Source organism: Nocardiopsis sp. NPDC055879 (assembly GCF_053615935.1).
In genome coordinates, this window is record NZ_JBSHCT010000009.1 from 182,916 (window position 1) to 208,914 (window position 25,999).

General features: G+C 68.9%; 22 protein-coding genes, 6 tRNA genes and 1 pseudogene. 24 read left to right on the plus strand and 5 right to left on the minus strand.

Going from position 1 to position 25,999, the window contains the following annotated elements:
• Positions 1 to 69 precede the first annotated feature (69 nt).
• Positions 70 to 747: a metal-sensitive transcriptional repressor family protein gene (locus tag ACWGKS_RS12955; protein ID WP_358515710.1), complete on the plus strand. Its 678-nt coding sequence runs from the start codon at positions 70 to 72 to the stop codon at positions 745 to 747.
• On the opposite strand, the pseudogene ACWGKS_RS12960 reads toward ACWGKS_RS12955, so the two are convergent.
• Positions 735 to 2,036, minus strand: a pseudogene (locus ACWGKS_RS12960) (NAD(P)/FAD-dependent oxidoreductase); the annotation flags it as partial. The gene ACWGKS_RS12955 and the pseudogene ACWGKS_RS12960 sit on opposite strands and share 13 nt — an antisense overlap.
• Here ACWGKS_RS12960 and ACWGKS_RS12965 point away from each other — a divergent pair.
• Together ACWGKS_RS12965 and ACWGKS_RS12970 are read left to right on the plus strand one after the other, a co-directional pair.
• A tRNA-OTHER gene (locus ACWGKS_RS12965) sits at positions 1,992 to 2,089 on the plus strand. The pseudogene ACWGKS_RS12960 and the gene ACWGKS_RS12965 overlap by 45 nt on opposite strands.
• A 333-nt stretch (positions 2,090 to 2,422) precedes the next feature.
• A complete protein-coding gene (locus ACWGKS_RS12970; RefSeq protein ID WP_358515708.1) occupies positions 2,423 to 2,908 on the plus strand; it encodes a hypothetical protein in 486 nt (161 codons plus the stop codon).
• A gap of 65 nt (positions 2,909 to 2,973) precedes the next feature.
• Here the strand turns inward: ACWGKS_RS12970 and ACWGKS_RS12975 are convergent, their stop codons facing one another.
• Positions 2,974 to 3,546: an SACE_7040 family transcriptional regulator gene (locus tag ACWGKS_RS12975; protein ID WP_452522664.1), complete on the minus strand. Its 573-nt coding sequence runs from the start codon at positions 3,544 to 3,546 to the stop codon at positions 2,974 to 2,976.
• A 131-nt stretch (positions 3,547 to 3,677) separates the two neighbouring features.
• Between ACWGKS_RS12975 and ACWGKS_RS12980 the strand changes: the two genes are divergently transcribed.
• The 8 genes from ACWGKS_RS12980 to ACWGKS_RS13015 all read left to right on the plus strand — a co-directional run bounded on the left by ACWGKS_RS12980 (position 3,678) and on the right by ACWGKS_RS13015 (position 11,490).
• Complete coding sequence (locus tag ACWGKS_RS12980; protein WP_452455700.1) at positions 3,678 to 5,288, plus strand: carboxyl transferase domain-containing protein; 1,611 nt, start codon at positions 3,678 to 3,680, stop codon at positions 5,286 to 5,288.
• Positions 5,289 to 5,295: 7 nt separating this feature from the next.
• Positions 5,296 to 7,377, plus strand: a complete 2,082-nt coding sequence (locus ACWGKS_RS12985; RefSeq protein WP_452522667.1) for an acetyl/propionyl/methylcrotonyl-CoA carboxylase subunit alpha — start codon at positions 5,296 to 5,298, stop codon at positions 7,375 to 7,377.
• Positions 7,374 to 8,531: an acyl-CoA dehydrogenase family protein gene (locus tag ACWGKS_RS12990; RefSeq protein WP_358514590.1), complete on the plus strand. Its 1,158-nt coding sequence runs from the start codon at positions 7,374 to 7,376 to the stop codon at positions 8,529 to 8,531. Before ACWGKS_RS12985 ends, ACWGKS_RS12990 begins: the two co-directional genes overlap by 4 nt.
• Before the next feature lie 105 nt (positions 8,532 to 8,636).
• On the plus strand, positions 8,637 to 8,900 hold the full coding sequence (locus ACWGKS_RS12995; protein WP_358514592.1) for a type II toxin-antitoxin system Phd/YefM family antitoxin: 264 nt from the start codon (positions 8,637 to 8,639) through the stop codon (positions 8,898 to 8,900).
• The gene (locus ACWGKS_RS13000) at positions 8,893 to 9,300 is read left to right on the plus strand and encodes a type II toxin-antitoxin system VapC family toxin (RefSeq protein ID WP_358514594.1); all 408 of its coding nucleotides are present in this window, start codon (positions 8,893 to 8,895) and stop codon (positions 9,298 to 9,300) included. The genes ACWGKS_RS12995 and ACWGKS_RS13000 overlap by 8 nt, the downstream gene beginning before the upstream one ends.
• 74 nt (positions 9,301 to 9,374) lie before the next feature.
• Positions 9,375 to 10,268 (plus strand): serine/threonine-protein kinase, encoded by an 894-nt coding sequence (locus ACWGKS_RS13005; RefSeq protein WP_358514596.1) that lies wholly within the window; start codon positions 9,375 to 9,377, stop codon positions 10,266 to 10,268.
• A 294-nt stretch (positions 10,269 to 10,562) separates the two neighbouring features.
• Complete coding sequence (locus tag ACWGKS_RS13010) at positions 10,563 to 11,237, plus strand: hypothetical protein (RefSeq protein WP_358514598.1); 675 nt, start codon at positions 10,563 to 10,565, stop codon at positions 11,235 to 11,237.
• Between the two features lie 97 nt (positions 11,238 to 11,334).
• A complete protein-coding gene (locus tag ACWGKS_RS13015) occupies positions 11,335 to 11,490 on the plus strand; it encodes a hypothetical protein (RefSeq protein ID WP_358514600.1) in 156 nt (51 codons plus the stop codon).
• 75 nt (positions 11,491 to 11,565) lie between these two features.
• Here the strand turns inward: ACWGKS_RS13015 and thrS are convergent, their stop codons facing one another.
• A complete protein-coding gene (gene thrS / locus ACWGKS_RS13020) occupies positions 11,566 to 13,539 on the minus strand; it encodes a threonine--tRNA ligase (RefSeq protein WP_358514602.1) in 1,974 nt (657 codons plus the stop codon).
• Positions 13,540 to 14,094: 555 nt separating this feature from the next.
• Between thrS and ACWGKS_RS13025 the strand changes: the two genes are divergently transcribed.
• Positions 14,095 to 14,388: a PGPGW domain-containing protein gene (locus tag ACWGKS_RS13025; protein WP_358514604.1), complete on the plus strand. Its 294-nt coding sequence runs from the start codon at positions 14,095 to 14,097 to the stop codon at positions 14,386 to 14,388.
• A 175-nt stretch (positions 14,389 to 14,563) separates the two neighbouring features.
• On the opposite strand, the gene ACWGKS_RS13030 is transcribed toward ACWGKS_RS13025, so the two are convergent.
• Positions 14,564 to 14,637: transfer RNA gene (locus tag ACWGKS_RS13030), tRNA-Val, on the minus strand.
• 485 nt (positions 14,638 to 15,122) lie between these two features.
• On the opposite strand from ACWGKS_RS13030, the gene ACWGKS_RS13035 reads away from it, so the two are divergent.
• Entirely contained in the window at positions 15,123 to 15,545 is a 423-nt protein-coding gene (locus ACWGKS_RS13035; protein ID WP_067605082.1) for an SsgA family sporulation/cell division regulator, read from the plus strand.
• 140 nt (positions 15,546 to 15,685) lie between these two features.
• Here ACWGKS_RS13035 and ACWGKS_RS13040 read toward each other — a convergent pair whose 3' ends face one another.
• Entirely contained in the window at positions 15,686 to 16,528 is an 843-nt protein-coding gene (locus tag ACWGKS_RS13040) for an aminotransferase class IV (RefSeq protein ID WP_358514606.1), read from the minus strand.
• 365 nt (positions 16,529 to 16,893) lie between these two features.
• Between ACWGKS_RS13040 and ACWGKS_RS13045 the strand changes: the two genes are divergently transcribed.
• From ACWGKS_RS13045 to ACWGKS_RS13095, 11 genes are all read left to right on the plus strand, one after another.
• On the plus strand, positions 16,894 to 17,325 hold the full coding sequence (locus ACWGKS_RS13045; RefSeq protein WP_358514608.1) for a roadblock/LC7 domain-containing protein: 432 nt from the start codon (positions 16,894 to 16,896) through the stop codon (positions 17,323 to 17,325).
• 146 nt (positions 17,326 to 17,471) lie between these two features.
• Positions 17,472 to 17,544 (plus strand) — tRNA-Gly (locus tag ACWGKS_RS13050).
• 73 nt (positions 17,545 to 17,617) lie between these two features.
• A tRNA-Gly gene (locus tag ACWGKS_RS13055) sits at positions 17,618 to 17,690 on the plus strand.
• Positions 17,691 to 17,740: 50 nt separating this feature from the next.
• A tRNA-Cys gene (locus ACWGKS_RS13060) sits at positions 17,741 to 17,815 on the plus strand.
• 21 nt (positions 17,816 to 17,836) lie between these two features.
• Positions 17,837 to 17,910, plus strand: a tRNA-Val gene (locus ACWGKS_RS13065).
• Positions 17,911 to 18,606: 696 nt separating this feature from the next.
• A complete protein-coding gene (locus ACWGKS_RS13070) occupies positions 18,607 to 19,473 on the plus strand; it encodes a metallophosphoesterase family protein (protein WP_358514632.1) in 867 nt (288 codons plus the stop codon).
• Between the two features lie 19 nt (positions 19,474 to 19,492).
• Complete coding sequence (locus ACWGKS_RS13075; RefSeq protein ID WP_452522672.1) at positions 19,493 to 19,813, plus strand: hypothetical protein; 321 nt, start codon at positions 19,493 to 19,495, stop codon at positions 19,811 to 19,813.
• Positions 19,814 to 20,254: 441 nt separating this feature from the next.
• Positions 20,255 to 21,217, plus strand: coding sequence for an MsnO8 family LLM class oxidoreductase (locus ACWGKS_RS13080; RefSeq protein WP_452522674.1), 963 nt, complete (start codon positions 20,255 to 20,257; stop codon positions 21,215 to 21,217).
• 243 nt (positions 21,218 to 21,460) lie between these two features.
• A complete protein-coding gene (locus ACWGKS_RS13085; RefSeq protein WP_358514616.1) occupies positions 21,461 to 22,477 on the plus strand; it encodes a LacI family DNA-binding transcriptional regulator in 1,017 nt (338 codons plus the stop codon).
• Positions 22,470 to 24,008, plus strand: coding sequence for a sugar ABC transporter ATP-binding protein (locus ACWGKS_RS13090; RefSeq protein ID WP_452522676.1), 1,539 nt, complete (start codon positions 22,470 to 22,472; stop codon positions 24,006 to 24,008). Before ACWGKS_RS13085 ends, ACWGKS_RS13090 begins: the two co-directional genes overlap by 8 nt.
• Positions 23,998 to 25,938: an ABC transporter permease/substrate-binding protein gene (locus ACWGKS_RS13095; RefSeq protein WP_452522678.1), complete on the plus strand. Its 1,941-nt coding sequence runs from the start codon at positions 23,998 to 24,000 to the stop codon at positions 25,936 to 25,938. The genes ACWGKS_RS13090 and ACWGKS_RS13095 overlap by 11 nt, the downstream gene beginning before the upstream one ends.
• Positions 25,939 to 25,999: the final 61 nt, after the last annotated feature.

Below are 25,999 nucleotides of genomic sequence, written 5' to 3' on the forward strand. Positions count from 1 at the left end.
CCGCCTCCCACTCGGCCGGTCCCGGCCACGGGTCGCCGGCACCATCCCTGATCAGGCTACGTTCTCGCCATGGCCCCCGAACAGAACACCCTCTCCACCACGCTCGAACGCCACCTGGCGATCCCCGTCCTGCTGAGCGCCGCCCTCTCCGTTCCGGCGGTCTTCCTCTCCCTGTGGGGCGAGGGGATCTGGTCCGAGATCGGGGCGCGGGTCAACTGGTTGGCGGGGCTGGTCCTGTGGGCGGAGTGGATCCTGCTCATCGCGCTGGCCGAGAACAAGCTCGACTGGCTGCGCACCCACCGGTGGAGCACCTTCGTCGCGGTGTTGACGGTGCCGGCGATCGTCTTCACGCTCGGCCCCGCCCAGCTCCTACGGTTGGTCAGGATCGCCGCAACGCTGCGGTTGGCCCGGGTGACCCGCATCATCGAGGCGGGCGGGGTACTGCGGCGACGTATGGGGTTGCGGGGGCTCTGGGGGAAAGTGGCCCTGGTCGTCACCATCGCGCTGTCCGCGGTGTTCGTCGCGACGATCCTCGCCGATCCCGACTCCCCGGCCCGTCGTTTCCTGGCCGACCCGCCCGGCCTCTTCGACCCGTGGAAACTCCTCTTGGCGCCGACCCTGATCGCGGTCGCGGTCATCCTCATCATCGTCATCCGTCGGCGCGGCGCCCGGAACGCGAAGGGCCCCGGAACCACGTCCTCCGACGTTCCCGGAGCCCTCGACAAGGGTTCGGCTCAGTCTCCGTAGCGATCCTGTTCGTTCTCCCGCAGGCGGGCGCCCGTCTTGCGAGCGCTCTCCGCGTCCAGGTAGTCCACCTTCTCGTTGGCCACGAACGACGACGGGCGCCCCTCGTCGGCGAACCCCATCCGGGCGACCTCTCCCCCGGTGACGGCGCGGATCCCCCAGTTGGCGATGATCCGCGCCCGTGCCGTGGCCGAGGGCACCGCCATCACGTGGTAGCCGCGGGTGACGCCCAGCGCCGGCAGACCGCTCAGGTCGAACCTCATGATGCGGGCGAGCGCGTCACTGCCGCTCAGGTCCACCACCAGCCCCATGTCCTTGTGCCGGAACTCGCTCAGCGGCCGTCCCAGGATCGAGTTGACCACGTTCTGCGCCACGGTGGCCGCCTGCCTGCTGGCGTACTGGGCCGTGGGCGGGCAATAGGCGCTCTCGGCGCTCGACAGGTCGGGCACGGCGGCCGCGTCACCGATCGCGAACACGTCCGGCTCTCCGGGAACGGACAGGTCCGCGCCGACCTCCAGTCGACCGCGCATCGTCGGCTTGCCGAGTGTCTCCATGAGCGGGCTGGGAGAGACCCCCGCGGTCCAGATCAGGGTTCGGCACGGCAGGGCGCGCCCGTCGGTCAGCACGACCTTGTCGGCGGTGACCTCACGGACGGTCACCTTGAGCTTGACCTCGACGCCCAGGTTCCGCAGCAGGTTCAGGGCCTTGCGGCCGAGTCGGTCACCGAGTTCGGGCAGGACCTTGGGCGCGATGTCGATCAGGTGCCAGCGGATCACCGAGCGCAGTTCCGGGTAGAGGCGGGCGGCCTCCTCGCACAGGCGCTTGAGCGAGGCCGCGGTCTCCACGCCGGTGTAGCCGCCACCGACCACCACGAAGCGGCAGCGTTCCTCCCGTTCGAGCGGATCCTTGGAGTCGTTGGCCAGTTCCAGCTGGCCCAGCACGTGGTCACGGAGCAGGACCGCTTCGGCGAGGGTCTTGGCTCCGTAGGCGTACTCGGTCAGGCCGGGGATGTCGAACTCCCGGGTCAGGCCACCGGGCGCCAGGACGAGCCGGTCGTAGGGCACGGGCGCGAGTTCGCCGGTGGGGCGTCGCACCACCACGGTGTGGTCCTGGGTGTCCACACCCACCGCGTGCCCAGGCACGAACCGGGTCTTCTTCATGAGCCGGTGTACCGACATGGCCACCGACTGCGGGGTGAGGAGCCCCGAGGCCACCTGGGGCAGCAACGGGCTGTAGAGCATGTAGTCGTTCGGTGCGACCAGGGCGATGTCGGCCGCACCGTTGGGAATGCGGCGTTCGAGGTGGCGCACGGTGTGAAGTCCACCGAATCCCGCACCGACCACCACGATCCGAGGCCGAGACATGTGTTCACCGCTCCTTCTTCGTATCGGGGGCGGGACGTCCTTCGCGTCTGCGGGCCGTCGGACGCAGGAGTACCCACTTCACCGCCGTCGAATGTACGAGCACGCGTCCCGTTTTCCCCAGAACCCACACGGAACGTTCCCGGGACTTTGTGCCGCATTGGACCTTCCGCGTGACGGCATACGGGAACTTCGCTGGGACGAAACCTCCCCTTTGTTGCCGGAGCGGCCATCCGACATACATGGTTGGTCACTGTGTGTAGTCATGCACGTATGGAACGTGTTGACCCGTGACAGGAGAGGGGCAAGGAACTCGTATGCGATCGTTCACCAGGATCGCCGCCACCACCGTGCTGGCCGGAGGGCTGACCGTGTTCGGAGTCGGGGCGGCCTTCGCCGACCCGCCGGACGAGGTGACCGAGCCGAGCGAGGAGGTCACCGACACCACCGACGAGGTCGCCGAACCGGGCCAGGAGCTGTCGCCCGAGGCCGCGGCGCTCCTAGAGGACCCGCAGGTCCAGGAGCTCCTCGCGGATGAGGACGCCGTCGAGCTGCTCAGCGACCCCGAGGCGCTGGAGATGTTCGGGGCCCTCCTGGAAGCGAAGGGCCCGGCGGAAGCCCTGGAGGAGCTCGACCTTCCGGCGTTCGGCGACGACGCTCCGGAGAACGAGGCCCCGGACGAGACCGAAGAGGCTCCGGAGGCCGAAGAAGCCGGGGAAGCCGACGAGGTGACCGGCGACGCTCCGAACGAGAACGTCACCCAGCCGGTGGAGAACGTCACCGAGGACACGGAAACCTCCTAGGTTCCCGACCCGCGTGAAGGGGGAGGGCGGCACTCGGGCCGCCCTCCCCCTTCACGCGGGTCCGGTCAGGTGTCGTCGGCGAGCAGGGCCGCCGCACCCATCCGCAGGAGCAGGTCGGCCATGGCCTCGCGGGAGAGCGACCCGCGGCTGTGGGGGGTGGAGTTGAGCAGGCCGAACGCGGCGTGCACCGAGGCGCGCAGGGTGGACGCCGGGGTGTCGGGACGCAACCTGGCCAGGACGCCGACCCATTCCTCCACGTAGCCGCGCTGGAGCCGACGGACCCTGCGCCGGTCTTCGGCGGTGAGGTTGCCCAGTTCACGGTCGTGCACCGTGATGAGGTCGGGTTCGTCGAGCGCGAAGGCGATGTGCCCGCGCAGCAGTGCCGTGAGGGCCTCGCCTGGATCATCGGACCCGGATACGAGGTCGCGACCGCGTTCGGCGAGACGTTCGCTGATGTCCACCAGGACGGCGCCCAGCAGGGCCTCCTTCCCTGGGAAGTGTCGGTAGAGCGCGGGACCGGTGGTGCCCACCGCCCGCCCGAGGTCGTCGATGGTCACCCTCCTGTAGCCGTGAGCGGCGAAGAGCCGGGCCGCCGCGCCCAGGATCGCCACCCGTCGCCCAGCCGTTCTGGGTCCCACAGCCCTCGCCGCCATCCGCCCGCCTTCCGAGTCGCGCCAACCCTGGACAGCCATGTTAGTAGTTACTAACATCACCGTTGTTAGTGAGCATTAACATCCCTCCACGAGAGGACAACATGAGCAGGGCACCTGTGCTCGGTTCGGCGGTGGACACCGCCGGACCCGCGTTCGCCGCCAACGAGGCCGCGAACCGCGCCCTCGCGTCGGAGCTGCGGGAGCGGATCGCCACCGCGGCCCTCGGCGGCCCGAAGAAGACCCGCGCGCGTCACGTCGAACGCGGCAAGCTCCTCCCCCGCGAGCGCGTCGACCTACTCCTGGACCCCGGATCCCCGTTCCTGGAGATCGCCCCGCTGGCCGCCTACGGTCTCTACGGCGAGGACGGTCAGGACGCGCCCGGCGCCGGAATGATCGCCGGGATCGGACGCGTGGCCGGCCGCCCCGTGGTGGTGGTCGCCAACGACGCCACCGTCAAGGGTGGCAGCTACTACCCGATGACGGTCAAGAAGCACCTGCGCGCTCAAGAGGTCGCGCTGCACAACCGGCTTCCGTGCGTCTACCTGGCCGACTCCGGCGGCGCCTTCCTGCCCATGCAGGACGACGTCTTCCCCGACCGGGAGCACTTCGGCCGCATCTTCTACAACCAGGCCACCATGTCCAGGCAGGGCATCCCGCAGATCGCCGCGGTCCTGGGCTCGTGCACCGCCGGCGGCGCGTACGTGCCCGCCATGAGCGACGAGGCCGTCATCGTCCGCGAACAGGGCACCATCTTCCTCGGCGGCCCTCCCCTGGTGAAGGCCGCCACCGGCGAGGTCGTCACCGCCGAGGAACTGGGCGGCGGCGACCTGCACTCGCGGGTCTCCGGCGTGACCGACCACCTCGCCGACGACGACGCCGACGCCCTGGGCAAGGTGCGTCGGATCGCCGACACCCTCGGCCCGCTCGACCCACCCGCCTGGGAGACCCGCGCCCCGCGTCCACCGAAGCTGGCCCCCGAGGAGCTGTACGGGGTGGTGCCCGCCGACACCCGCACCCCCTACGACGTGCGCGAGGTCATCGGCCGTGTCGTCGACGGCAGCGAGTTCACCGAGTTCAAGTCCGAGTACGGCACCACCCTGGTCACCGGATTCGCGCACATCAACGGACACCCGGTGGGCATCGTCGCCAACAACGGCATCCTGTTCGCCGAGTCCGCGCTCAAGGGCGCCCACTTCATCGAACTGTGCGACCGCCGCTCCATCCCGCTGGTGTTCCTGCAGAACATCTCCGGGTTCATGGTCGGCCGCGACTACGAGGCCGGCGGCATCGCCAAGCACGGCGCGAAGATGGTCACCGCCGTGGCCTGCGCCCGCGTGCCCAAGTTCACCGTGGTGATCGGCGGCTCGTTCGGCGCCGGCAACTACTCGATGTGCGGCCGCGCCTACTCCCCCAGGTTCCTGTGGATGTGGCCCAACGCCCGCATCTCCGTCATGGGCGGCGAACAGGCCGCCTCCGTGCTGTCCACGGTGCGCCGCGACCAGAAGGAGGGGCGTGGCGAGGAGTGGTCGGCCGAGGACGAGGAGGCCTTCAAGGCCCCCATCCGCGACCAGTACGAGGAGCAGGGCAGCCCCTACTACTCCACCGCACGGTTGTGGGACGACGGCGTGATCGATCCCGCCGACACCCGCGACGTGCTCGCCATGGCCCTGTCCGCCGCCCGCCACACGCCCCTGGAACCGGTGGGCTACGGCGTCTTCCGGATGTGAGGAACCCTTGAGCACGACACCACGAACCAGCCCGGGGACCCGCGTGCCCTCGCGCGTGCTGGTCGCCAACCGGGGCGAGATCGCACTGCGCGTCATGCGCACCCTGCGCCGAATGGGCGTCGGCACCGCCGCCGTGTACACCGACGCCGACGCGAACGCCCCGCACACCCTCGCCGCCGACGTGGCGCTGCGGGTGGAGCACTACCTGGACGCCGACGGGATCGTCGCCCTGGCCCTGGACTGCGGGGCCACCGGCGTGCACCCCGGCTACGGTTTCCTGTCGGAGAACGCCGACTTCGCCCGCGCCTGTACCGACGCGGGGCTGGTCTTCATCGGCCCGCCGGCCTCCGCCATCGAGGCCATGGGCGACAAGATCCGCGCCAAGGACACCGTGGCCGCCGCCAGCGTGCCCGTACTGGGCGGGTTCACCGAAAAACCCGGACGACCCTTGAGCGACGAGGAGCTGTTGCGCGCCGCCGAGGAGACCGGCTACCCACTGCTGATCAAGCCTTCGGCCGGGGGCGGGGGTAAAGGCATGCGGGCCGTGCGAGCGGCCGACACGCTGATCGCCGACGCCGCGTCCGCCCGCCGCGAGGCCCTGGCCTCCTTCGGCGACGCGACCCTGCTGGTGGAGCAGCTGGTCCAGCGCCCCCGCCACATCGAGGTCCAGGTTCTGGCCGACACCCACGGCAACGTCCTGCACCTGGGCGAACGTGAGTGCAGCCTGCAACGCCGACACCAGAAGGTGGTGGAGGAGGCTCCCTCTCCCCTGCTCACCGACGCCCAACGCCAGGTCATGGGCGAGGCCGCCGTGGCCGCCGCCCGCTCCTGCGGGTACGTGGGCGCCGGCACCGTGGAGTTCATCGCCGAGACCGGTCCGGACGGGGAGCTGTCGTTCTCCTTCCTGGAGATGAACACCCGGCTTCAGGTGGAACACCCCGTCACCGAAGAGGTCGTCGCGGTACGGGACGAGCGCGGCGTGGACCTGGTGGAACTCCAGGTGGACGTGGCCTACGGGGAGGCACTGCCCTTCACCCAGAAGGAGGTGTCCTGGATCGGACACGCGGTGGAGTCCAGGATCTACGCCGAGGACGCCGATCGAGGATTCCTCCCCTCGGGCGGACCGATCCTGCTCCTGGACGAACCCGACGGCCCGCACGTGCGCGTGGATTCGGGTATCGCCGAGGGCGGGGCGGTCACCTCCGACTTCGACCCCATGCTGGCCAAGGTCATCACCTGGGGCGCGGACCGGTCCGAGGCGCTGAACCGGATGGACGCGGCGCTGGCCTCCTACACCCTGCTGGGCTGCGTGACCAACACCGCATACCTACGCCGGTTGCTGCGCCATCCGCGCGTGTTCGAGGGCGATCTGAGCACCGACCTCATCGCCTCCGACCCGCCCGAGCCGGCGCCCGACCGTCTGCCCGAGGTGTACGTCGCCGCGGCCCTGGACCACCAGCTCGACCTGGAGAACGGCCCGACCGCCGACCGGTTCGCGGTTCCGGACGGCTGGCGGATGGGCGGACCCGCATGGACCCCGTGGCGGCTGCGGGTTCCCGGACATGACGCCGTCATCGTCCGGGTTCGGCGCGACGGCGGCCCGGGCCTCTATCAGGTGAGCACGCAAGACCGGGAGCCCGTCTCCCTGCGTGCCCGCCGTTCCACGGACGGCACCCGGCTCACCGTCACGACCCCCGAACACACCCGCACCTACCTGCGCGCCGACGACCCCGATACCGATCACCGGTGGCTGGGCTCGGCCGGCGCCGCCTGGAGCGTGCACGAGGAACCCGTCACCGCGGCCTCGCGTGAGGACGACGCGACCGCCGACGGCACCGTGCGCAGCCCCATGCCCGGCACCGTCCTGGACGTTCCCGTCCAAGTGGGCCAACGGGTCACCGCCGGCACCACCCTGGCGGTGGTCGAGGCGATGAAGATGGAGCACTCCGTGCCCGCACCGATCGACGGCACCGTCGCCACCGTGGCGGTCCGTCCCGGTTCCTCCGTGCCCATGGACGCCGTCCTGGTCACCGTCGAGGCCGATGCCCCGGCCGACACCCCTTCCACCTCCATCGAGGAGCAGCGATGAAGCGCCACGAACTGTCCACCGAGCACGACGACCTGCGGTCCGCCGTGGAGACCTTCGCCCAGACCGAGGTCAAGCCGGTGATCGGCGACTTCTACGAGCGGAACGCCTTCCCCTACGATCTCGTCGCCAAGATGGGGACGATGGGGCTGTTCGGGCTGCCGTTCCCCGAGGAGCACGGCGGGATGGGCGGCGACTACTTCGCCCTGTGTCTGGCCCTGGAGGAGCTGGCCCGAGTCGACTCCTCCGTGGCGATCACCCTGGAGGCCGGGGTTTCGCTGGGCGCGATGCCGATCTTCCGGTTCGGCACCGAGGAGCAGAAGAAGGCCTACCTGCCCAAACTGACCTCCGGTGAGGCGCTCGGCGCGTTCGGTCTGACCGAACCCGACGGTGGTTCGGACGCCGGGGCGACCAAGACCACCGCGCGGTTGGAGAACGGTGAGTGGGTGATCAACGGGACCAAGTCGTTCATCACCAACTCCGGGACCGACATCACCGCGCTGGTCACCGTGACCGCCGTGACCGGGCGCCGCGAGGACGGGCGTCCGGAGATCTCCGCCATCCTCGTACCCAAGGGCACCCCGGGCTTCTCGGTGGGACAGAAGTACTCCAAGGTCGGGTGGAACGCCTCGGACACCAATGAGCTGGTGTTCGAGGACTGCCGGGTCCCCGAGGCCAACCTCGTGGGCGAGCGCGGTCGCGGGTACGCCCAGTTCCTGCGGATCCTCGACGAGGGACGCATCGCCATCGCGGCGCTCTCCGTGGGGCTGGCCCAGGGCTGCGTGGACGAGAGCGTGCGCTACGCCCACGAGCGCCAGGCCTTCGGCAACAGCATCGCGGCCTACCAGGCGATCCAGTTCAAGATCGCCGAGATGGAGGCCCGCGCGTACACGGCACGCCTGGCCTACTACGACGCGGCTTCCCGGATGCTGGCCGGCGAGCCCTTCAAGAAGGAGGCGGCGATCGCCAAGCTCATCGCCTCCAACGCCGCGATGGACAACGCCCGCGACGCCACCCAGGTGTTCGGTGGATACGGGTTCATGAACGACTACGCGGTGGGCCGGTTCTACCGTGACGCCAAGATCCTGGAGATCGGGGAAGGGACGAGCGAGGTGCAGAAGATGCTCATCGCCCGCGAACTCGGATTGCCCGCCTAGCCACAAGGCCACGCGGCGCCGGGGCGCCATCGAAACCCGACGGCGCCCCGGCGCCGCTTCTTGCACCCTGTAGCACGATGAGACACACGGGGCTACACTTGGAGTATGAAGACCATCACCCAGAGGGAGTTCCGGAACAAGGCCGCCTCTGTCATGGACGCGGTGGAGGCCGGAGAAACCTTTCATGTCACCCGAAACGGAGTCGAAGTAGCCGAGGTTCGACCGGTCCCCCGTCGGCGTAGGCTCAGCGCGCGAGAGCTCGTCGAACGTCACCGGCATCTACCCAGGATCGACCACTCCGCGATGAGAGCCGAAGCCGACGAGCTGTTCGGGGACGAGGACCGGGTCGACGAAGGCGAAGATGACTGAGCCACAGCACACGTCAGGGGTACTCGACACCTGCGCTTTCATCGACCTTCCAGATCTCGACCCCGCAGCCTTGCCCGATTATCCCGAGATCACTTCCATCACCATGGCCGAACTTCATCAAGGAGTGGCCATGGCGAAGGATCCGGTGACCAGAGCCGCACGTACCGAACGGCTCCAGATCGCAGCCGTGGATTTCGTCCCCCTCCCATTCAGCGGAGAAGCCGCCGCTCGATACGGCACCCTCGTAGCGCTGACCATGGCCGCGAACCGAAGCCCGAAGCCACGCAGGATGGACCTGATGATCGCCGCTATCGCCGCCGTCCACGGGCTTGCCCTGTACACAAGGAACGTGGACGACTTCAAGGGGCTCGAAAGCGCGCTGGACATCGTCGAGGTCTGAACCCGAGGAAGGCCGTATGGGTGAGGAAGGGGCCCCTCACCGGCCGGCGGGACGCGCGCGCTGAGAGTATGGGCGTGCTCGATGTACCCGCCCTCTCCCCCCGAGGACTCGGCACCGTGCCCACGCCTCTCTTCTCGACGTCGCACGACCCCAACGGCGCGGCCCCGCTCGGGGCGCACGATCCCGCGCGCCTGGGCCCCTACCGCTTGCTCGGCAGGCTCGGGTCCGGCGGTATGGGGACCGCCTATCTCGCGCGGTCACGCTTCGGACGGTTGGTGGCGGTCAAGGCGGTCCACCCCGAACTGGTCGACGACCCCGAGTTCAGGGAACGCTTCACCCGGGAGGTCGCCGCCCTTCGTAGGGTGCGCAGCCGCTTCGTTCCACGGTTCGCGGGGGCCGCGCCCGGAGCGGTCATCCCCTGGTTGGCCATCGGGCACGTTCCCGGCCCCACCTTGAGCGAACAGGTGCGCGACGTGCGTCCGCTGCGGGACCGCGCGCTGGCCCGGGTGGTCACCGGAGTCGCCGCGGCGCTGGCCGACATCCACCGGGCCGGAATCGTGCACCGCGACCTCAAACCCGGCAACGTCATCCTCTCCCCGCGCGGCCCCCGCGTGCTGGACTTCGGGGTGGCCGCCCGGCGCGCCGAACAGACCCCGCACGGCCCCGTCTGGGGCACCCCCGGGTGGATCGCGCCGGAACGCCTGCGCGGAGCTCCCGCCTCGGCCGCCTCGGACGTGTTCGGCTGGGGTCAACTGACCGTCTACGCCGCCACCGGACGCAACCCGTTCGGGTCCGCCCCGGAGGCGATCACCCGGAGGATCCTGCGCGCGGAGGCCGACCTGATCGGCCTGCCCGGTGAATACCTCTCCACGGTGCGCGCGGCGCTGGCGAACACCCCCGAACTCCGTCCGTCCCCCGAGCGGATCCTGCTGTCCCTGGCCCGAAACGGCGTCATGCGCCCCTACTGATCGTGGCCACATCCGGACAGAGTTCACACTGCGATGGTGGCGGGTCGCCCACTGTGAAGGTCGTGCGTGGCCGGTCATGGCGCAGGTGGGGTGGATGTGCACAGTGCGACGAAAGTGTGTGTGGTGACGTCAGGGAACACTCCCGAGGGGTGACAACCAGCGACAAACGGCACAGAATGGGCGTACATGGCCGGCGCGGGCCCCCTGCTCTTCCGGGCGCGCGTCCGATCCGGACAGCGGCGCCCCCGCCCCGGATCCCAGGGCTCTCCCACAGTCCTCATGAGGAGACACCGGATGGAAGGCGCCCTGCCGATGATCGCCCTGGCCACCGTCGTGGTGTCCGCCGGCGCGATCATCGTCGCCGCGCACTTTCGCAAGGAACGCGTCACCGAGCTGAACGCCTGGGCCCGTGAACACGGCTGGGAGTACGTCGAACAACGGTCTTCGCCCCTGGAGGGCGCCACCCTGCCCGACGCGCTGCGCGGTCACGACCCCCGCGCGCACCACGTTCTGATCGGCCACCGCGACCGCCACCAGGTCACCGCCTTCGAACTCACCCACGCCCCCGACCGACGTGGCGGCGAGGGCACGACGCACCGCGTCGTGGCCGTGCGCACCCCCGGACATGGGGCGGACCTGGAGATCCACCGCCGCGACCTGGCCAGGGCCGTCTCCTTCGACGGGCGGGGTGAACCCGCACAGGTCGAAGTCTCCTTCTCCGGCGCCTTCCGCACCGTCGGCGCCGACGAACACTTCACCCGGGCCGTGCTCGACCACGCGACCGCCGCGTGGCTGTTGTCGGACTGTCGATCACGGTCGCTTCCGATCCGGTTCACCGGGGACCACATCCTCACCTGGGCGCCGATGCGCCTGGACCCCGACCGCGCGCTGACCGCGGCGGACTACCTGATCGACCTGGTGAACCGGATCCCGGCCCATGCCTGGCAACCCCATACCGCCGACCCCTGATCCCGCCGCGACCGTACGTGCGCGAATCCGGACGTTCGGCCACACTGTGAGCTGCGGATAAAATCCGGGTTGCCCCGAACCTCCAAGGAGTGGACCCATGAGCGACCCCGATTCCACGCACCGCATCTCACGCGCCGACCTCTTCAAGGACGACGAGGAAGAGGCCGCCCCCGACCCCAACGCCACCGCGCAGATCTCTCGCGATGACCTCTTCAAGGACGACGAACCCCGTCGCCCGCGTGAGCGATCCTGACCGGCCCCTCCGCGGCACACGAAAGAGCGCCCGACCCCGCAAGGGACGGGCGCTCCGTGCTTTCGTGGAACCGGATCAGCGGCGTTCGCGGACGGCCTCGACGATCTCGGCGACCGCCTCGTCGACCGGTACGCCGTTGTTCTGCGAACCGTCCCGGTAGCGGAAGGACACCGCGCCCTTGGCGATGTCGTCGTCACCGGCCAGCAGCATGAAGGGGATCTTCTGCTTCTGGGCGTTACGGATCTTCTTCTGCATCCGGTCGTCGCTCGCGTCCACCTCAACGCGAATACCCTCGGCGCGCAGCTTGGCCTCGACCTCTTGGAGGTAGGGCACGTGCTCGTCGGCGATCGGAATGCCCACGACCTGGACCGGGGCCAGCCACGCCGGGAACGCGCCCGCGTAGTGCTCCAGCAGCACCGCGAAGAACCGCTCGATGGAACCGAACAGGGCACGGTGGATCATCACCGGGCGCTGACGGGAGCCGTCGGCCGCGGTGTACTCCAGGTCGAACAGCTCGGGCAGGTTGAAGTCCAGCTGGATCGTGGACATCTGCCAGGTCCGGCCGATGGCGTCCTTGGCCTGGACGGAGATCTTCGGTCCGTAGAAGGCGGCGCCGCCCGGGTCCATGACCAGGTCCAGCCCCTGCTTCTCGGCGGCCCCGCGCAGGATCGAGGTGGCCTCATCCCAGACGTCGTCCTCACCGACGTACTTCTCCGGGTCCTTGGTGGACAGCTCCAGGTAGAAGTCGTCGAGGCCGTAGTCGCGCAGCAGGTCCAGCACGAAGGTGAGCAGCGAGTCGAGCTCGCCGGCCATCTGCTCCTTGGTGCAGTAGATGTGCGCGTCGTCCTGGGTGAAGCCGCGCGCGCGGGTCAGCCCGTGCACCACGCCGGACTTCTCGTACCGGTACACGGTGCCGAACTCGAACATGCGCAGCGGCAGCTCACGGTAGGAACGCCCGCGCGCGTCGAAGATCAGGTTGTGCATCGGGCAGTTCATCGGCTTCAGGTAGTAGTCCTGACCGCCGTCGAGCTGCATCGGGGGGTACATGCCGTCCGCGTACCAGCTCAGGTGCTGGGACTTCTCGAACAGGGTGCTCTTGGTGGCGTGCGGGGTGTAGACGAACTCGTAGCCGCTCTCCTCGTGGCGCTTGCGCGAGTAGTCCTCCATGACCCGGCGAATGATGCCGCCCTTGGGGTGGAAGACCGCCAGGCCGGAACCGATCTCGTCCGGGATGGAGAACAGGTCGAGTTCGGAGCCGAGCTTGCGGTGGTCGCGCTTCTCGGCCTCCTCCAGGAAGGTCAGGTACGCCTTGAGCGACTCCTTGTCCTCCCAGGCGGTGCCGTAGACGCGTTGCAGCTGCGGGTTGGTCTCCTTGCCGCGCCAGTAGGCGGCGGCGGTGCGCATCAGCTTGAACGCGGGGACGACCTTGGTGGTCGGGATGTGCGGCCCACGGCACAGGTCCTTCCAGCACAGCTCGCCGGTGCGCGGGTGGACGTTGTCGTAGATGGTGAGCTCACCGGCGCCGACCTCCGCGGAGGCGCCATCGGCGGCCTCGGCCGCGCCGCCCTTGAGGTCGATCAGCTCCAGCTTGTAGGGCTCGGTCGCCAGCTCGGCGCGGGCGGCGTCGTCGGAGACCACCCGGCGGTCGAAGCGCTGTCCCTGCTTGACGATCTGCTGCATCTTCTTCTCGATGCTCTTGAGATCGGCGGGGGTGAAGGGCTCGGCGACGTCGAAGTCGTAGTAGAAACCGTTCTCGACGGGCGGGCCGATGCCCAGCTTGGCCTCGGGGAAGAGTTCCTGGACGGCCTGGGCGAGGATGTGCGCGGTGGAGTGGCGCAGGATCGCCCGCCCCTCCTCGGAGTCGATCGTGATCGGCTCGACGGTGTCGCCATCGGCCAGTTCCCGGAAGAGGTCGCGGGGCTCGCCGTTGACCAGGGCGGCGATCACGGTCCTGCCGTCCGCTTCCAGGGCCTGCCCCGCGGTGGTCGTGGCCGCCACCGCACGCGGGGTTCCGGCGAGGGTGATGTGCAGCTCAGGCGCGGCGGACACGGTGACTCCTAGGGATACGTCTCGGTTGATGGGTGCGTCTCGGTTCGACACCGGCCACCGGTGCGGCGGCCTGGTGTTCCGTCTTCGATGCTAGCGGCTTCGAGAGGAGGTCGACGCGTTGTCCACAGGGTCGAGCGACCGGAGGAATGGGGCTCTTGTGTTCGGGAAGGACGATGGGTGCGGGGGTGAGGGCCGGCCGTCCTGATTCGGTCGGTGGATTCGGCCATCGGCCGACCGGGTCCGTCGAAGTTCTCCGGAGAATCCGGCCTGGTCACACACAGACGTATATGCCCTGGAAGGTCGGCTTCCTCCTGATTCTTCTCGGGTTCGGCGCCGGCCCATTGATCACTCACCCGAGATCAGTGAGAATCGGCAGACCACCGACCCGCCCCGAGTATGACCCGAATGCCGAGCCGAGCTTCGACCGAATACTGTGAGCGCATGTCAGCGAGTCCATCCGACGGACCTCCGACACAGGAGACATCCCCTGGTCACCGAGCCCACGTACGCCGGTGGCGTCGCCTTCGAGCACGACTGCGCCTGTTCCGGAGGTACATGCACACCCACCCGGTCCTGCACATGCCCTGGCGCCTGCTGGTCGGCACCGTGGGAGCGGTGGTCATCCTCGCCGGGATCGTCATGTTGGTGGTCCCCGGACCGGGCATCGCCTCGATGCTGCTCGGGCTGCTCATCCTCAGCACCGAGTTCCGCTGGGCCCGGCGGCTGCTGCACCCGGCGAAGGTCTGGACGATGCGCGGCGAACGGTGGGCCACACGGCTCAAGGACGACTACCTGCGAAGGTTCCGCGAACATCGCGCCCGACGCAAGGCCCTCCGCCGCTCACGCTAGTGCCACGAAGCAGGGCCCGGGCCTCCCCGGAAAATGGGCGCGGACGTTTTCCGGGACGGTCGGCGCCGAAACCGACACCCCGACGCAAAGGCGCACGTTGCCCGGGGTTGGGGCGACCAAAACCAGAAAAAGAAGGACCGGATCCGCGTGATACGGATCCGGTCCTTCTTGGTTGTGGGCGATACTGGACTCGAACCAGTGACCTCATCGGTGTGAACGATGCGCTCTAGCCAACTGAGCTAATCGCCCCTGTCGGGCTTGTGCCCCCGTCCGGCCTCGTCGGCCTGACAAGAAAAACTTTAGCGCATGTTCTGGAGTGCTCGGCACACCACGGACCGCCCGGCGGATTCACTGGAGCGTGACGGAGGTCACATAACGTCGTTCGGGTTCCCCCACAAGGGGACGCCCACGGCCGCGATCCCCGCAATGAGTAGGAGTTCCCGGTTTCGTGGACCCGCCCGAGACAAGCGCGAGTCGACCTTCGCGTGACACGGGACACTCGACATGGGGAAATCTTTGGTTTCTCCTGGTCATTACAGTGACGAAGGATCGTGGTGCCGCCCCGCGGCGCGCTGGACCCGCTGGGCGGGCAGCGAGACCTCCGGTCCCATCGACCAGAAAAAAGTCTCCGTACTCACGTCATGATCCGCGGCCAGCCGCGTCGAACCAAGTGAGACGGCAACCGGCCGGCGCCCCAGGAACGCCTGGGCCGGACGAGAAAAGGTTTGGCGAACATGAACAGTAGCGACACGACTGCCACCGCCGAGCTGGGCCTGCGACTCGTGGTCCCGGAGCGCACCGCGGTTCCACTGGTCGCGCGACTCGACTACAGCTCCGACGACCCGTACGCGATTCGCGTGGCCTTCCACACCGGCGAGGACACCCCCGTCGAGTGGATCTTCGCGCGAGAACTCCTCACCGTGGGCATCGTGCGTCCCGTCGGTGAGGGCGACGTGCGCGTGTGGCCCTCCAAGGACGAGGAGGGCGAGCGTTCGGTGAGCATCGCTCTCTCCTCCCCCTTCGGTCAGGCCGAGTTCGACACCCAGGTGTCCCCACTCGCCGAGTTCCTGCACCGCACCTACGAGATCGTCCCCGCCGGCCAGGAGGGAACCTTCGTCGACCTCGACGAGGAGATCCAGCAGCACCTCCACTCCTGAGTGACCGGTCGGTGTGCGGCATCCTCCGCGGGGCGGCGCGATCTTCGGACACCACCGACACCACGGGGAACAGGGTGAACGAGTAGAGGAGGGGACGGCGCCTGGGCGCCGTCCCCTCCTCTCGCCGTCTCAAGCGGGGATCACGGGTCCAGGTCCGCGGCGGAACGCTCGGCGAACACCGCCATCGCCTTGAGCGTGATCGGCCCGGGTTCGGCCGACACCCGCCGGTCGTCGATGTGGAGCACCGGCTGCACGTCACGTCCGGTCGAGGTCAAGAACGCCTCGGTGATCTCGGGCAGACGCTCCATCGGCACGTCCTCCTCTTCTCCACCGTGCCACTCCAGGACGAGCTCACGGGTGATCCCGGCCAGCGGGCCGGCCGACAGCGGCGGCGTGACGAGTCGCCCGTCCAGCACGACGAAGATGTTGCTCCCGGTGCCCTCGCACAGGTTCCCCGAGACGTTGCGGAAGATCGCCTCGGTGGCGCCGCGCTCTCGGGCGTAGGCCAAGGCTCGCACGTTGTCGGCGTAGGAGGTGGTCTTCAGCCCGGCGAGGGCGCCGAACTCGTTGCGCGGCCACGGGGCCAGGGCCACGTTCGTGTGCGCGGGGATGCCGGGGAAGGGACCCAGGGCCACGATGATGGTCTGTTCGCCCTGGCCCCGGTCCGAACCCAGCGGCCCGATCCCGTCGGTGACGGTGACGCGCACCCGCGCGTCGGTCATCTCGGGGTTGGCCGCCACCGCTCGGGCCACGCCGTCCGCGATCAGTTCGAGGTCGGGTTCGTCCATACCCAGACCCGCGGCGGAGCGGGCCAGGCGCCTCAGGTGCCGCGTCAACGCGAACGGTCGACCGTTCTGGGCTCGCACCGTCTCGAACACTCCGTCGCCGACGGTGATGCCGTGGTCTACCACGGGGATCCGGGCGTCCTTCTCCTCCAGCACGGCGCCGCGGCCGTAGCCGGCTCCGGCGATCCACACCCTCATCTCAACCCCCAACTCTCAAGGGCCCTGGTCGGGCCGGTGTTTCCCCTGAATCCTCCCACCATCGGGCCCGCCGCTACCTTCCGGCGGTACACCTTGGCAAGTGCGTTGACCGGCACCGGCCGTCGAGCGACGCCTCCGGGACTTTTTCCGCGCCGTCCTCACTGGTCAGGGCGGCATGTGGGGTGGCCGGCCCACCTGGTCCACGGGACGATGACCGGACAGATAAGTTACGAATGACTATCATCTGGGCAACGCTTATGCGGGACCGGAGGACAACGCCCCCGACACCCTTCCGCCCCGCACCGCGCGCCCCCGCAGAGCGCGTGCTCCACGCACGACCGACGACCGACACAGCGAAGAGAGACATGACCCCACCGAGCACCGCCCGCGGCGAACTCAGCTGGCTGCTGGACGACCTCCTGACTCGCGCCTCGGGCACACAGCACGCCATCGTCCTGTCCACCGACGGGCTCCTCATGGCCACCTCCAGTGGCCTCGACCGTCCCGCCGCCGAACACCTCTCGGCGATCGCCTCCGGACTGCACAGCCTCGCGGGAGGGGCCAGTAAGCAGTTCTCGGCCGGCGACATCCGACAGAGCATCATCGAGATGGACCGCGCCTTCCTCTTCGTCGCCGCGGCCGGCGACGGGGCCTGCATGGCCCTGATGGCGGACGCCGACAGTGACGTGGGCCTGATCGCCTACGAGATGAACAAGGTGATCGAACGGGTCGGCCAGTACCTGTCCGCGCCTCCGCGCCCCGACATTCCTTCCACACCCGCGCATGTGGAGAAGTAGCCCCTGCCGCCGCGGCGGGCCACGTCGGCCTGCCTCGGCAGGGCGCACAACCCCTTTGAGAAGCCGATTTCGTACTTGCCCGAACATCCGCTAGAGTTCTTAACGCAGCGAGGGACACGGTCAAGGCCGTGGCAAGCACTCGCCGCGCGGACGTGGCTCAGCTGGTAGAGCATCACCTTGCCAAGGTGAGGGTCGCGGGTTCGAATCCCGTCGTCCGCTCGGATGATCCGAAGCACTCACCCATCGGTGATAATCTCGGATCGGGCCTGGAACCTCGCGTTCCAGACCACACGCGGACGTGGCTCAGCTGGTAGAGCATCACCTTGCCAAGGTGAGGGTCGCGGGTTCGAATCCCGTCGTCCGCTCGGAGAAAGGCACATACGGGTGCCGTTCGGCGACCTCGTGCTTCGACCAAGCCGGCGTGGCCGAGTGGCTTAGGCAAGGGACTGCAAATCCCTGCACACGGGTTCGATTCCCGTCGCCGGCTCCAGATGTACCTCATCTCGCATGAGGGCGATTAGCTCAGTTGGCTAGAGCACTACCTCGACACGGTAGGGGTCACAGGTTCGAGTCCTGTATCGCCCACAGATAACGGAAGCGGGTTCCTTCGGGAGCCCGCTTTCGCTGTTTCCACGGTAGTGCTCTTCGAGCATCGGCGCCATACCGGACAACCGCTCCCGTTCCTTGTGGGTAAGAGCCGCCACGTTCCCTCACCACCGGGCTTCGAGCCTGAGTACACGCCGCCGCATCTGCGGCGTGACGTGCTCATAGACCCGACCCATCCCCGGCACACTGTGTCCCTGCCCGGTCCGGTGAGAGTGCCGTCCCGCCTCGTTGAACGTGATCCCTGGCAGCAGCGCTGATGTCCTGACAGAGGAAACCGGCCGTGATCACGTCGACCGGCTCGACCCGATTCCATCTCACGGCGGCGAGGTCGCCGAGGTTGGGCACGTCGGGGAAGTGAGGTCTGAGCAAAGAGCTGACGTGGGGGTCGTGGTCGGCGACCCATGCCAGTCGCGCCGATCCACCCAGTGCCACGGCCGCGCCCATGTAGACCGGTATGGCCGGTGCACAGCGAACAGCCCGGTGTTGCAACGACTGGTTGGACTCGCCCGACAGTGGGCGGCGGATCGGGCGTTGCGACCGCCTATGCACTAACCAGGATTTTCCGGAGAATGGTCGCGCCGGGGGTGATGATGGTCCTGGCCGAGGAGCACCGCGCCGCCCTCGTACAGTCACGCCGGCCAACGAAGAGAAAGTGAAACCTTTCCCGTGTCTTTTCTGCCAGCCCTTCCACCCCGGTCTTCCGACAGAGCTCGGCTATTCGCCGTCAGCGACCTTCACGTGTCTCATCCCGAGAACCGGGACATCGTCGATCAGCTGACCCCGTCGACCGAGGGTGACTGGCTGATCGTGGCCGGAGACGTCGGTGAGGTCTTCGCCGACATCGAACGGGTCCTCGGTACACTCGCCGCCCGCTTCGCCCGCGTGATCTGGGTACCGGGTAACCACGAGCTGTGGACCCACCCGTCCGATCCGATCCGGCTCCGGGGCGAGGCGAGGTACCGCGCCCTGGTCGACATGTGCCGCCACCTAGGGGTCCTCACCCCAGAGGACCCCTACCCCGTCTGGACCGGTGACGGAGGCCCAGCCCAGGTGGTGCCCCTCTTCCTGCTCTACGACTACTCGTTCCTCGCGCCGGGCACCGACTCCAAGGAGAGCTCGTTGGCCCTGGCGAAGGAGAAGGGCGTGGTGTGCACGGACGAATTCCTACTGCATCCCGATCCGTACCCGACCAGGGAGGCGTGGTGCGCGGCCCGGGTCCGCGAGTCCGAGCGCAGACTCGCCCTGTGCGACATCGACACTCCCAAGATCCTCGTCAACCACTACCCCTTGGTCGAGGACCCGACCCGTGTCCTGCGCTACTCGGAGTTCGCCCAATGGTGCGGTACCGTACGGACCGCCGAGTGGCACCTGCGTCCCGACGTGACCGCGGTCGTCTACGGCCACCTGCACATACCCCGGAAGACGGTCCACGACGGGGTTCCCTTCCGAGAGGTGTCGCTGGGTTACCCGAGGGAGTGGCGCCATTTCGGCGATCGGCGAAGGTGGCCGGTCCAGATCCTCCCTGTGTCGGCTCTGGACTGACCACGACCCGGCTCCGTCCATGATTCGCGCACTCGAGGAGAGCGGCCTCATTCTCCACGACGACTACTACGAGGAGGGCTGGAATGCCGAGGACGAGCCCCTACCGGGGGTCGCCCCGGGTTCCCTGGCCAGTGAAGTCGGCGGCACGGCGCAGCCCTCGGGCCCGCGCCGTGCCGCCGTGGCGTGGGGCCGTCGCCAGGAGCCGCCCCCTGGCGGACGCGGTGCTGGACACGGACAGTTCCGCCATCCGGGCCAGGGCGGTGAACCAGAGGCGTTGCCGCTCGGGAGATCCCCCGTCTCGCGCCGGCGTTCCAGCGCCCATCGCCAAGCCCGATCCTGAAACGGAGACAAAGCAGGCATTCCATTGGGCTCCTCATTCGGATCGTGCACGATCTACAGATCGGTCTCAGTGCCCCTCCGCCCCCGATCATCGCCAGCAGCAGAACGGCCGTGATGGTGACCCATCGTGACCAACGGGAGGGCTCCATCCCGATCACCCTTTCCTGGTGACCGAGGGACCCCACGGGGAAGGAATCTCCCAGTCCGGTGTGAAGATCCCTCAACGGAACACTCTGACGTGCACGGATGCAGGTTTACGCAGGTCGTCCCGAGGCTGTGACCACCTCGACACGGTAGGGGTCACAGGTTCGAGTCCTGTATCGCCCACAGATAACGGAAGCGGGTTCCTTCGGGAGCCCGCTTTCGCTGTTCCCAGGGTCGGCGCGAAACCGCGTAGCATCCAGCGGACCACCCACGGCCGCGAACGAGGGGAATCAAGGCCATGCGCGTCTCTCTGCTCGACCGTTCACGGACCCGCGCGGGAGAATCCGACGCGGAGACGATCGCGACGACCGTCGAGAGGGCGGTGCGCGCTGAGGAGCTGGGTTTCCACCGGTTCTGGACCGCCGAGCACCACGCGGTCCCGGGCATCGCCGGCTCGGCCCCCGCGGTGTTGCTCGCCGCGATCGGAGCCCGGACGAACCGGATCCGGCTGGGCACGGGCGGGATCATGGTCCCCAACCACAGCCCGATGGTGATCGCCGAGCAGGCCCTGCTCTTGGCGGCGCTCTTCCCCGGCCGGTTCGACCTGGGGCTCGGCGGCTCGCTCGGTTTCACCACGCGGATCCGCAGGGCGCTGGGGCGGACCGCCCTGCGGGAGGGCGAGTACCCGGCCGAGGTCGAGGAGGTCCTCGAATATCTGAACGGGACGGCCGACATCACCGTCAGGCCGCGCGTCGAACCTCCCCCGGTGTTCATGCTCGCCATCAAGGGCGGGATGACCCTGGCCGCCGACCTGGGGCTGCCCGTGGTGGCCGGAGGGCCGCTGCTACGCGACCCGGATCGCCTGACCGGCTACTTCCAGGACTTCCGACCGGGTCCGACCGCGCCTGAGCCCTACCTGGTCGTGAACGTGGACATCGCCGTCGCGGAGACCGCCGAGCGGGCCCGCGACCTGCTGCTTCCCGAGGCCTGGGCCTACGCGGACTCGCGGGAGGTGGGCGAGTTCCGGGCGCTGAGGCCCGTGGAGGAGGTCCGTCGACTGCTCGCTGGTACGACCAGCGCGATGAAGCTCAGGGCGGTGGACGACTGGCTGTCCGGTGCGATCGCCGGTACCCCGGACCAGGTGGTGGACTCGCTCACCGACCTCGTCGAGCGAACCGGCGCCGCCGAACTCCTCGCCAATGTCAGCACCTACGATCGCGCCGAGGTCGAGGGCATCGACGAGTTCCTGGCGTCACTCTGAACCTTTCAGCGCTTGCTCGTGCGACGTGGTGGCGCTACTACCGGTGACACCGGCGAAGCGAACCCTGTGACCGGCATCACATTTTCCTCCGTGAAGCATGCCGGAAAACCACACATACCGGGAAATTCGTGTGTTCCAGATCTCTGCGGCCCCAGTGTGTGAACTTTTGTGTCCTTCTCGTCTGGCATCATCGCTTTCGACCATGTAATCGTTTCCACGAGATGAGAGAGGGGTGTGGACGCCATGGTGAGCATCAAGGACGTCGCCGAGTCGGCCGGCCTGTCCGTGGCCACGGTCTCCCGGGCGCTCAACGGACACCCCTCGGTCAGCGACGACGCCCGCGAACGGGTCCTGGCCGCCGCCGGCACGCTCGGCTACCGCCCCAACGTCGTGGCCCGTTCGCTGCGCACCCACCGGACCGGAACCATCGGCCTGGTCATCAGCGACGTCCTCAACCCGTACTTCACCGAACTGGCCCGCGCCGTGGAGGAGGAGGCCCGCGAACTCGGCTACAGCGTCATCATCGGCAACGCCGACGAACGCGCCGACCTGGAGGACCACCACGTACGCGGCCTGTTGGACCGGCGCATCGACGGCCTCCTCGTCTCCCCCGCCGACGGCCGCTCCCCCATGACCCTGGAGGCCGCGGCCGGGGACACCCCGGTGGTGTTCGTCGACCGCTGGATCACCGGCGTCGACGTGCCCGTGGTCCGATCCGACGGCCGCACGGCCATCGCCGACCTCGTCGACCACCTGCACGCGCTCGGCCACCGGCGTCTGGCCATCATCACCGGGCCCGCGGCCACCACCACCGGCCGCGAGCGCGTGGACGCCTTCCGCGCGGCCCTGGCCGTCCACGGCCTCGCGCTGCCCGATGAGTACGTGGGCCGCGGCGACTTCCAGGCCGAGAGCGGACGCGTCTGCACCGAACGTTTCCTGAACCTGGCGGAGCCCCCCGACGTCGTCTTCGCCACCGACAACCTCATGGCGCTGGGCGCCCTGGACGAGATCGGTGCGCGCGGTCTGCGGGTCCCCGACGACATCGCCCTGGCCGCCTTCGACGACATCCCGTGGTTCTCGCACACCGACCCGCCGATCACCACGATCGCCCAACCCACGGCGGAGCTGGGCCGGGTCGCGGTGCGGGCCCTGACCGACCTCATCGCGGGGGCGCCCGCCTCATCCACCGTCCTGCCCGCCCACCTCGTCGTGCGCCGCTCCTGCGGCGAGCCGGAAACCAAGGGAGCCACACGTGAGTAGTACGGACGAACTCCTGCGCATCGAGGGGGTGCGTAAGGCCTTCCCCGGGGTGGTCGCCCTCGACGACGTCGACTTCGACCTGCGTCGGGGCGAGGTCCACGCCCTCCTCGGTGAGAACGGGGCCGGCAAGAGCACCCTCATCAAGGTGCTCTCCGGTGCCCGCCGCCCCGACCGCGGCCGGATCCTCGTCGAGGATTCCGAAACCCTCATCCGGGACGCCCAGGACGCCGCACGGCTGGGCATCGCCACCATCTACCAGGAGTTCAACCTGGTCCCCGACGTCACGGTGGCGGAGAACATCTTCCTGGGCCGCCAACCCCGCCGGTTCGGGTTCATCGACCACCGACGCATGGAGGCCGAGGCCGCCGCGCTGCTCGAACGCGTGGGCGTGGACGTGTCCCCGCGCGCCAAGGTGCGCGGACTGGGCATCGCCCGTCTACAGATGGTGGAGATCGCCAAGGCGCTCAGTCTGAACGCCAAGGTCCTCATCATGGACGAGCCCACCGCCGTGCTCACCACGGAAGAGGTCGAGCGGCTCTTCACCATCGCGCGCCGCCTGCGTGAGGAGGGTGTGGGCATCGTCTTCATCACCCACCACCTGGAGGAGATCGGGGCGCTCGCCGACCGGGTGACCGTGCTGCGGGACGGCCGTTCGGTCGCGCACGTGGGCGCCGACACCCCCGAGGACGAACTGGTGCGCCTGATGGTGGGGCGCAGCATCGACGAACAGTACCCGCGCGAACGCCCCGGGACGGGCGAGTCGCTGCTGCGGGTGCGGGGGCTGACCCGGGTCGGTCACTTCGAGGACGTCGACCTGGAGGTCCACGCGGGCGAGGTCGTGGGGCTGGCCGGGCTGGTGGGTGCCGGACGCACCGAGGTCGCCCGCTCCGTCTTCGGCGCGGACCCCTACGATTCCGGAACGGTCGAGGTCCTGGACCGTCCATTGCCCGGCGGTGACGTCAACGCGGCCATGACCGCCGGTCTGGGGCTGGTCCCCGAGGACCGCAAGGGTCAGGGCCTGGTCTTGGACGCCTCCGTGGAGGAGAACCTGGGGCTGGTCACGCTGGGCCCCACCAGCAGGGCCGGGTTCGTGAACCTGGCGGGGCAGCGCGCCTCCGCCCTGCGGATCGCCGGCGACCTGGGCGTGCGCATGTCGAGCATCTCCCAGCACGTGCGCACCCTGTCGGGCGGCAACCAGCAGAAGGTCGTCATCGGCAAGTGGCTGCTGGCCGACTCTCGGGTGCTGATCCTGGACGAGCCGACCCGCGGCGTCGACGCCGGCGCCAAGGTCGAGATCTACCGGCTCGTCAACGAACTCACCGCCTCCGGTCACGCGGTGCTGATGATCTCCAGCGACCTCCCCGAGGTGCTGGGGATGAGTGACCGGATCCTCGTCATGGCCCAGGGCCGCATCACCGGGGAGCTCTCCGCGGAGGACGCCACACAGGACGCCGTGATGTCCCTCGCGGTCGCCGCCGGCCCCCGGTCGAGCACTGAAGAGCACGGAGTGGAGGGCCACGATGGCCACTGATACGGACAAGAGCGGCGGCACCTGGTCCGCCCTACGAAGATTCCTGCTGGAGAACGGTGCGCTGACCGCCCTGGCCATCCTGGTCGTGGTCATGTCGTTGCTCTCCGACGACTTCCTGACGGCGCAGAACCTCCTCAACGTGGGTGTGCAGGCCGCCGTCATCGCGATCCTGGCCTTCGGTGTCACCTTCGTCATCATCGCCGGCGGGATCGACCTGTCGGTGGGTTCGGTGGCGGCGTTGTCGGCGACGGTGCTGGGCTTCCTGGCCACGGTGCAGGGCGTCCCGATCTGGTTGGCGCTTCCCCTCGCCGCCGCCACCGGTGTCGCGTGCGGTCTGGTCAACGGTGTGCTGGTCGCCTACGGCAGGCTGCCCTCGTTCATCGCCACCCTGGCGATGTTGTCGATCGGACGCGGCCTGTCCCTGGTGCTGTCCGAGGGCAGCCCGATCTCACTGCCGGACTCCGTAGCCGTCCTGGGCCGTTCGCTGGGCGGGTGGCTGCCCGTCCCGGTGATCATCATGCTGGTGATGGTGCTGGTCACCGCGGTGATCCTGCGCCGGACCTTCGCCGGACGCGCGATGTACGCGATCGGTGGCAACGAGGAGGCCGCGCGTCTGTCCGGCATCCGCGTCAAGCGGCACCAGCTCGGTATCTACGCGCTGTCGGGTCTGTTCGCGGCCGTGGCCGGCATCATCCTGGCCTCCCGTCTGGCCTCGGCCCAGCCACAGGCCGCCCAGGGCTACGAGCTGGACGCGATCGCCGCGGTCGTCATCGGTGGCGCCAGCCTCGCCGGTGGCGTGGGCTCGGCGTTCGGCACCCTGGTCGGTGCGCTGATCCTGGCGGTGCTGCGCAACGGACTGAACCTGCTGTCGGTGTCGGCGTTCTGGCAGCAGGTCGTCATCGGTGTGGTCATCGCGATCGCCGTCCTGTTCGACACGCTGCGCCGCCGCTCCGGTGGCGCGGGCGCGGGTTCCGGTGCCGGTTCCGGCGCGAACGGAGGCCGTGGCAAACGGGGGATCCAGCTCGCGGTCGCGGCGGCCGTGACCGCCCTCGTGGTCGGCGCCCTGTCGTTCCTGACCCCGAACTCCGGGACCGAAACGACCCGGATCGGGATGTCGCTGTCCACCCTCAACAACCCGTTCTTCTTGCAGATGCGGGACGGGGCACAGGCGGAGGCGGACGAGGCCGGTGTGGAACTGGTCGTCACCGACGCCCAGGACGACGCGTCGCAGCAGGCCGACCAGATCCAGAACTTCGTCAGCACCGGCGTGGCCGCCATGGTGATCAACCCGGTGGACTCCGACGCCGCGGGTCCTCCGGTGGGCGGTGCCAACAACGCCGACATCCCCGTGGTCGCGGCCGACCGCGGCGTCAACGAGGCCGACGTGGAGACCCTGGTGGCCTCCGACAACGTCGAGGGCGGCCGGTTGGCGGCCCAGGAGTTGGCCGAGGCGATCGGCGAGGAGGGCCGGGTCGTGGTGCTGCAGGGCACCCCGGGCACCTCCGCCAGCCGTGAGCGCGGTTCCGGCTTCGAGGAGGGCATCGCCGAGTTCCCCGACATCGAGGTGGTGGCCCGACAGCCCGCCGACTTCGACCGGTCCAAGGGGTTGGACGTGATGACGAACATGCTCCAGGGCAACGGCGACATCGACGCCGTGTTCGCGGAGAACGACGAGATGGCGCTCGGCGCCGCCGCGGCGTTGTCCTCCCGTGGCGAGGAGGCCGTCGTGATCGGCTTCGACGGCACCCCCGAGGGTCTCGAAGCGGTCGCCGAGGGCACCTTGTACGCGTCCGTGGCCCAGCAACCCGCCGAACTGGGTCGGGTCGCGCTGCGCAACGCGATCGCCGCCGTGGAGGGCGAGAGCCTGGAGGAGACCGTGATGGTCCCGGTGGAGGTCGTCACCGAGGAGAACGTCGACGAGTTCGAGTGAGCGATCGTTCCCTCCGAGGAACGAACCCATCGGCGCGGTGTCCGGCTCCCAGGGGTCGGGC

Excerpts from the sequence above, each read along its gene's own strand:
- ACWGKS_RS13040 (WP_358514606.1), bottom strand. The coding sequence starts at position 16,528 with ATGAGGGTGTGGATCGCCGGAGCCGGCTACGGCCGCGGCGCCGTGCTG.
- ACWGKS_RS13010 (WP_358514598.1), top strand. The coding sequence starts at position 10,563 with ATGGAAGGCGCCCTGCCGATGATCGCCCTGGCCACCGTCGTGGTGTCC.
- ACWGKS_RS12990 (WP_358514590.1), top strand. The coding sequence starts at position 7,374 with ATGAAGCGCCACGAACTGTCCACCGAGCACGACGACCTGCGGTCCGCC.
- ACWGKS_RS13025 (WP_358514604.1), top strand. The coding sequence starts at position 14,095 with ATGCACACCCACCCGGTCCTGCACATGCCCTGGCGCCTGCTGGTCGGC.
- ACWGKS_RS13075 (WP_452522672.1), top strand. The coding sequence starts at position 19,493 with ATGATTCGCGCACTCGAGGAGAGCGGCCTCATTCTCCACGACGACTAC.
- ACWGKS_RS13035 (WP_067605082.1), top strand. The coding sequence starts at position 15,123 with ATGAACAGTAGCGACACGACTGCCACCGCCGAGCTGGGCCTGCGACTC.
- ACWGKS_RS13015 (WP_358514600.1), top strand. The coding sequence starts at position 11,335 with ATGAGCGACCCCGATTCCACGCACCGCATCTCACGCGCCGACCTCTTC.
- ACWGKS_RS12995 (WP_358514592.1), top strand. The coding sequence starts at position 8,637 with ATGAAGACCATCACCCAGAGGGAGTTCCGGAACAAGGCCGCCTCTGTC.
- ACWGKS_RS13000 (WP_358514594.1), top strand. The coding sequence starts at position 8,893 with ATGACTGAGCCACAGCACACGTCAGGGGTACTCGACACCTGCGCTTTC.
- ACWGKS_RS13095 (WP_452522678.1), top strand. The coding sequence starts at position 23,998 with ATGGCCACTGATACGGACAAGAGCGGCGGCACCTGGTCCGCCCTACGA.
- ACWGKS_RS12955 (WP_358515710.1), top strand. The coding sequence starts at position 70 with ATGGCCCCCGAACAGAACACCCTCTCCACCACGCTCGAACGCCACCTG.
- ACWGKS_RS13085 (WP_358514616.1), top strand. The coding sequence starts at position 21,461 with ATGGTGAGCATCAAGGACGTCGCCGAGTCGGCCGGCCTGTCCGTGGCC.
- ACWGKS_RS13080 (WP_452522674.1), top strand. The coding sequence starts at position 20,255 with ATGCGCGTCTCTCTGCTCGACCGTTCACGGACCCGCGCGGGAGAATCC.
- ACWGKS_RS12970 (WP_358515708.1), top strand. The coding sequence starts at position 2,423 with ATGCGATCGTTCACCAGGATCGCCGCCACCACCGTGCTGGCCGGAGGG.
- ACWGKS_RS13045 (WP_358514608.1), top strand. The coding sequence starts at position 16,894 with ATGACCCCACCGAGCACCGCCCGCGGCGAACTCAGCTGGCTGCTGGAC.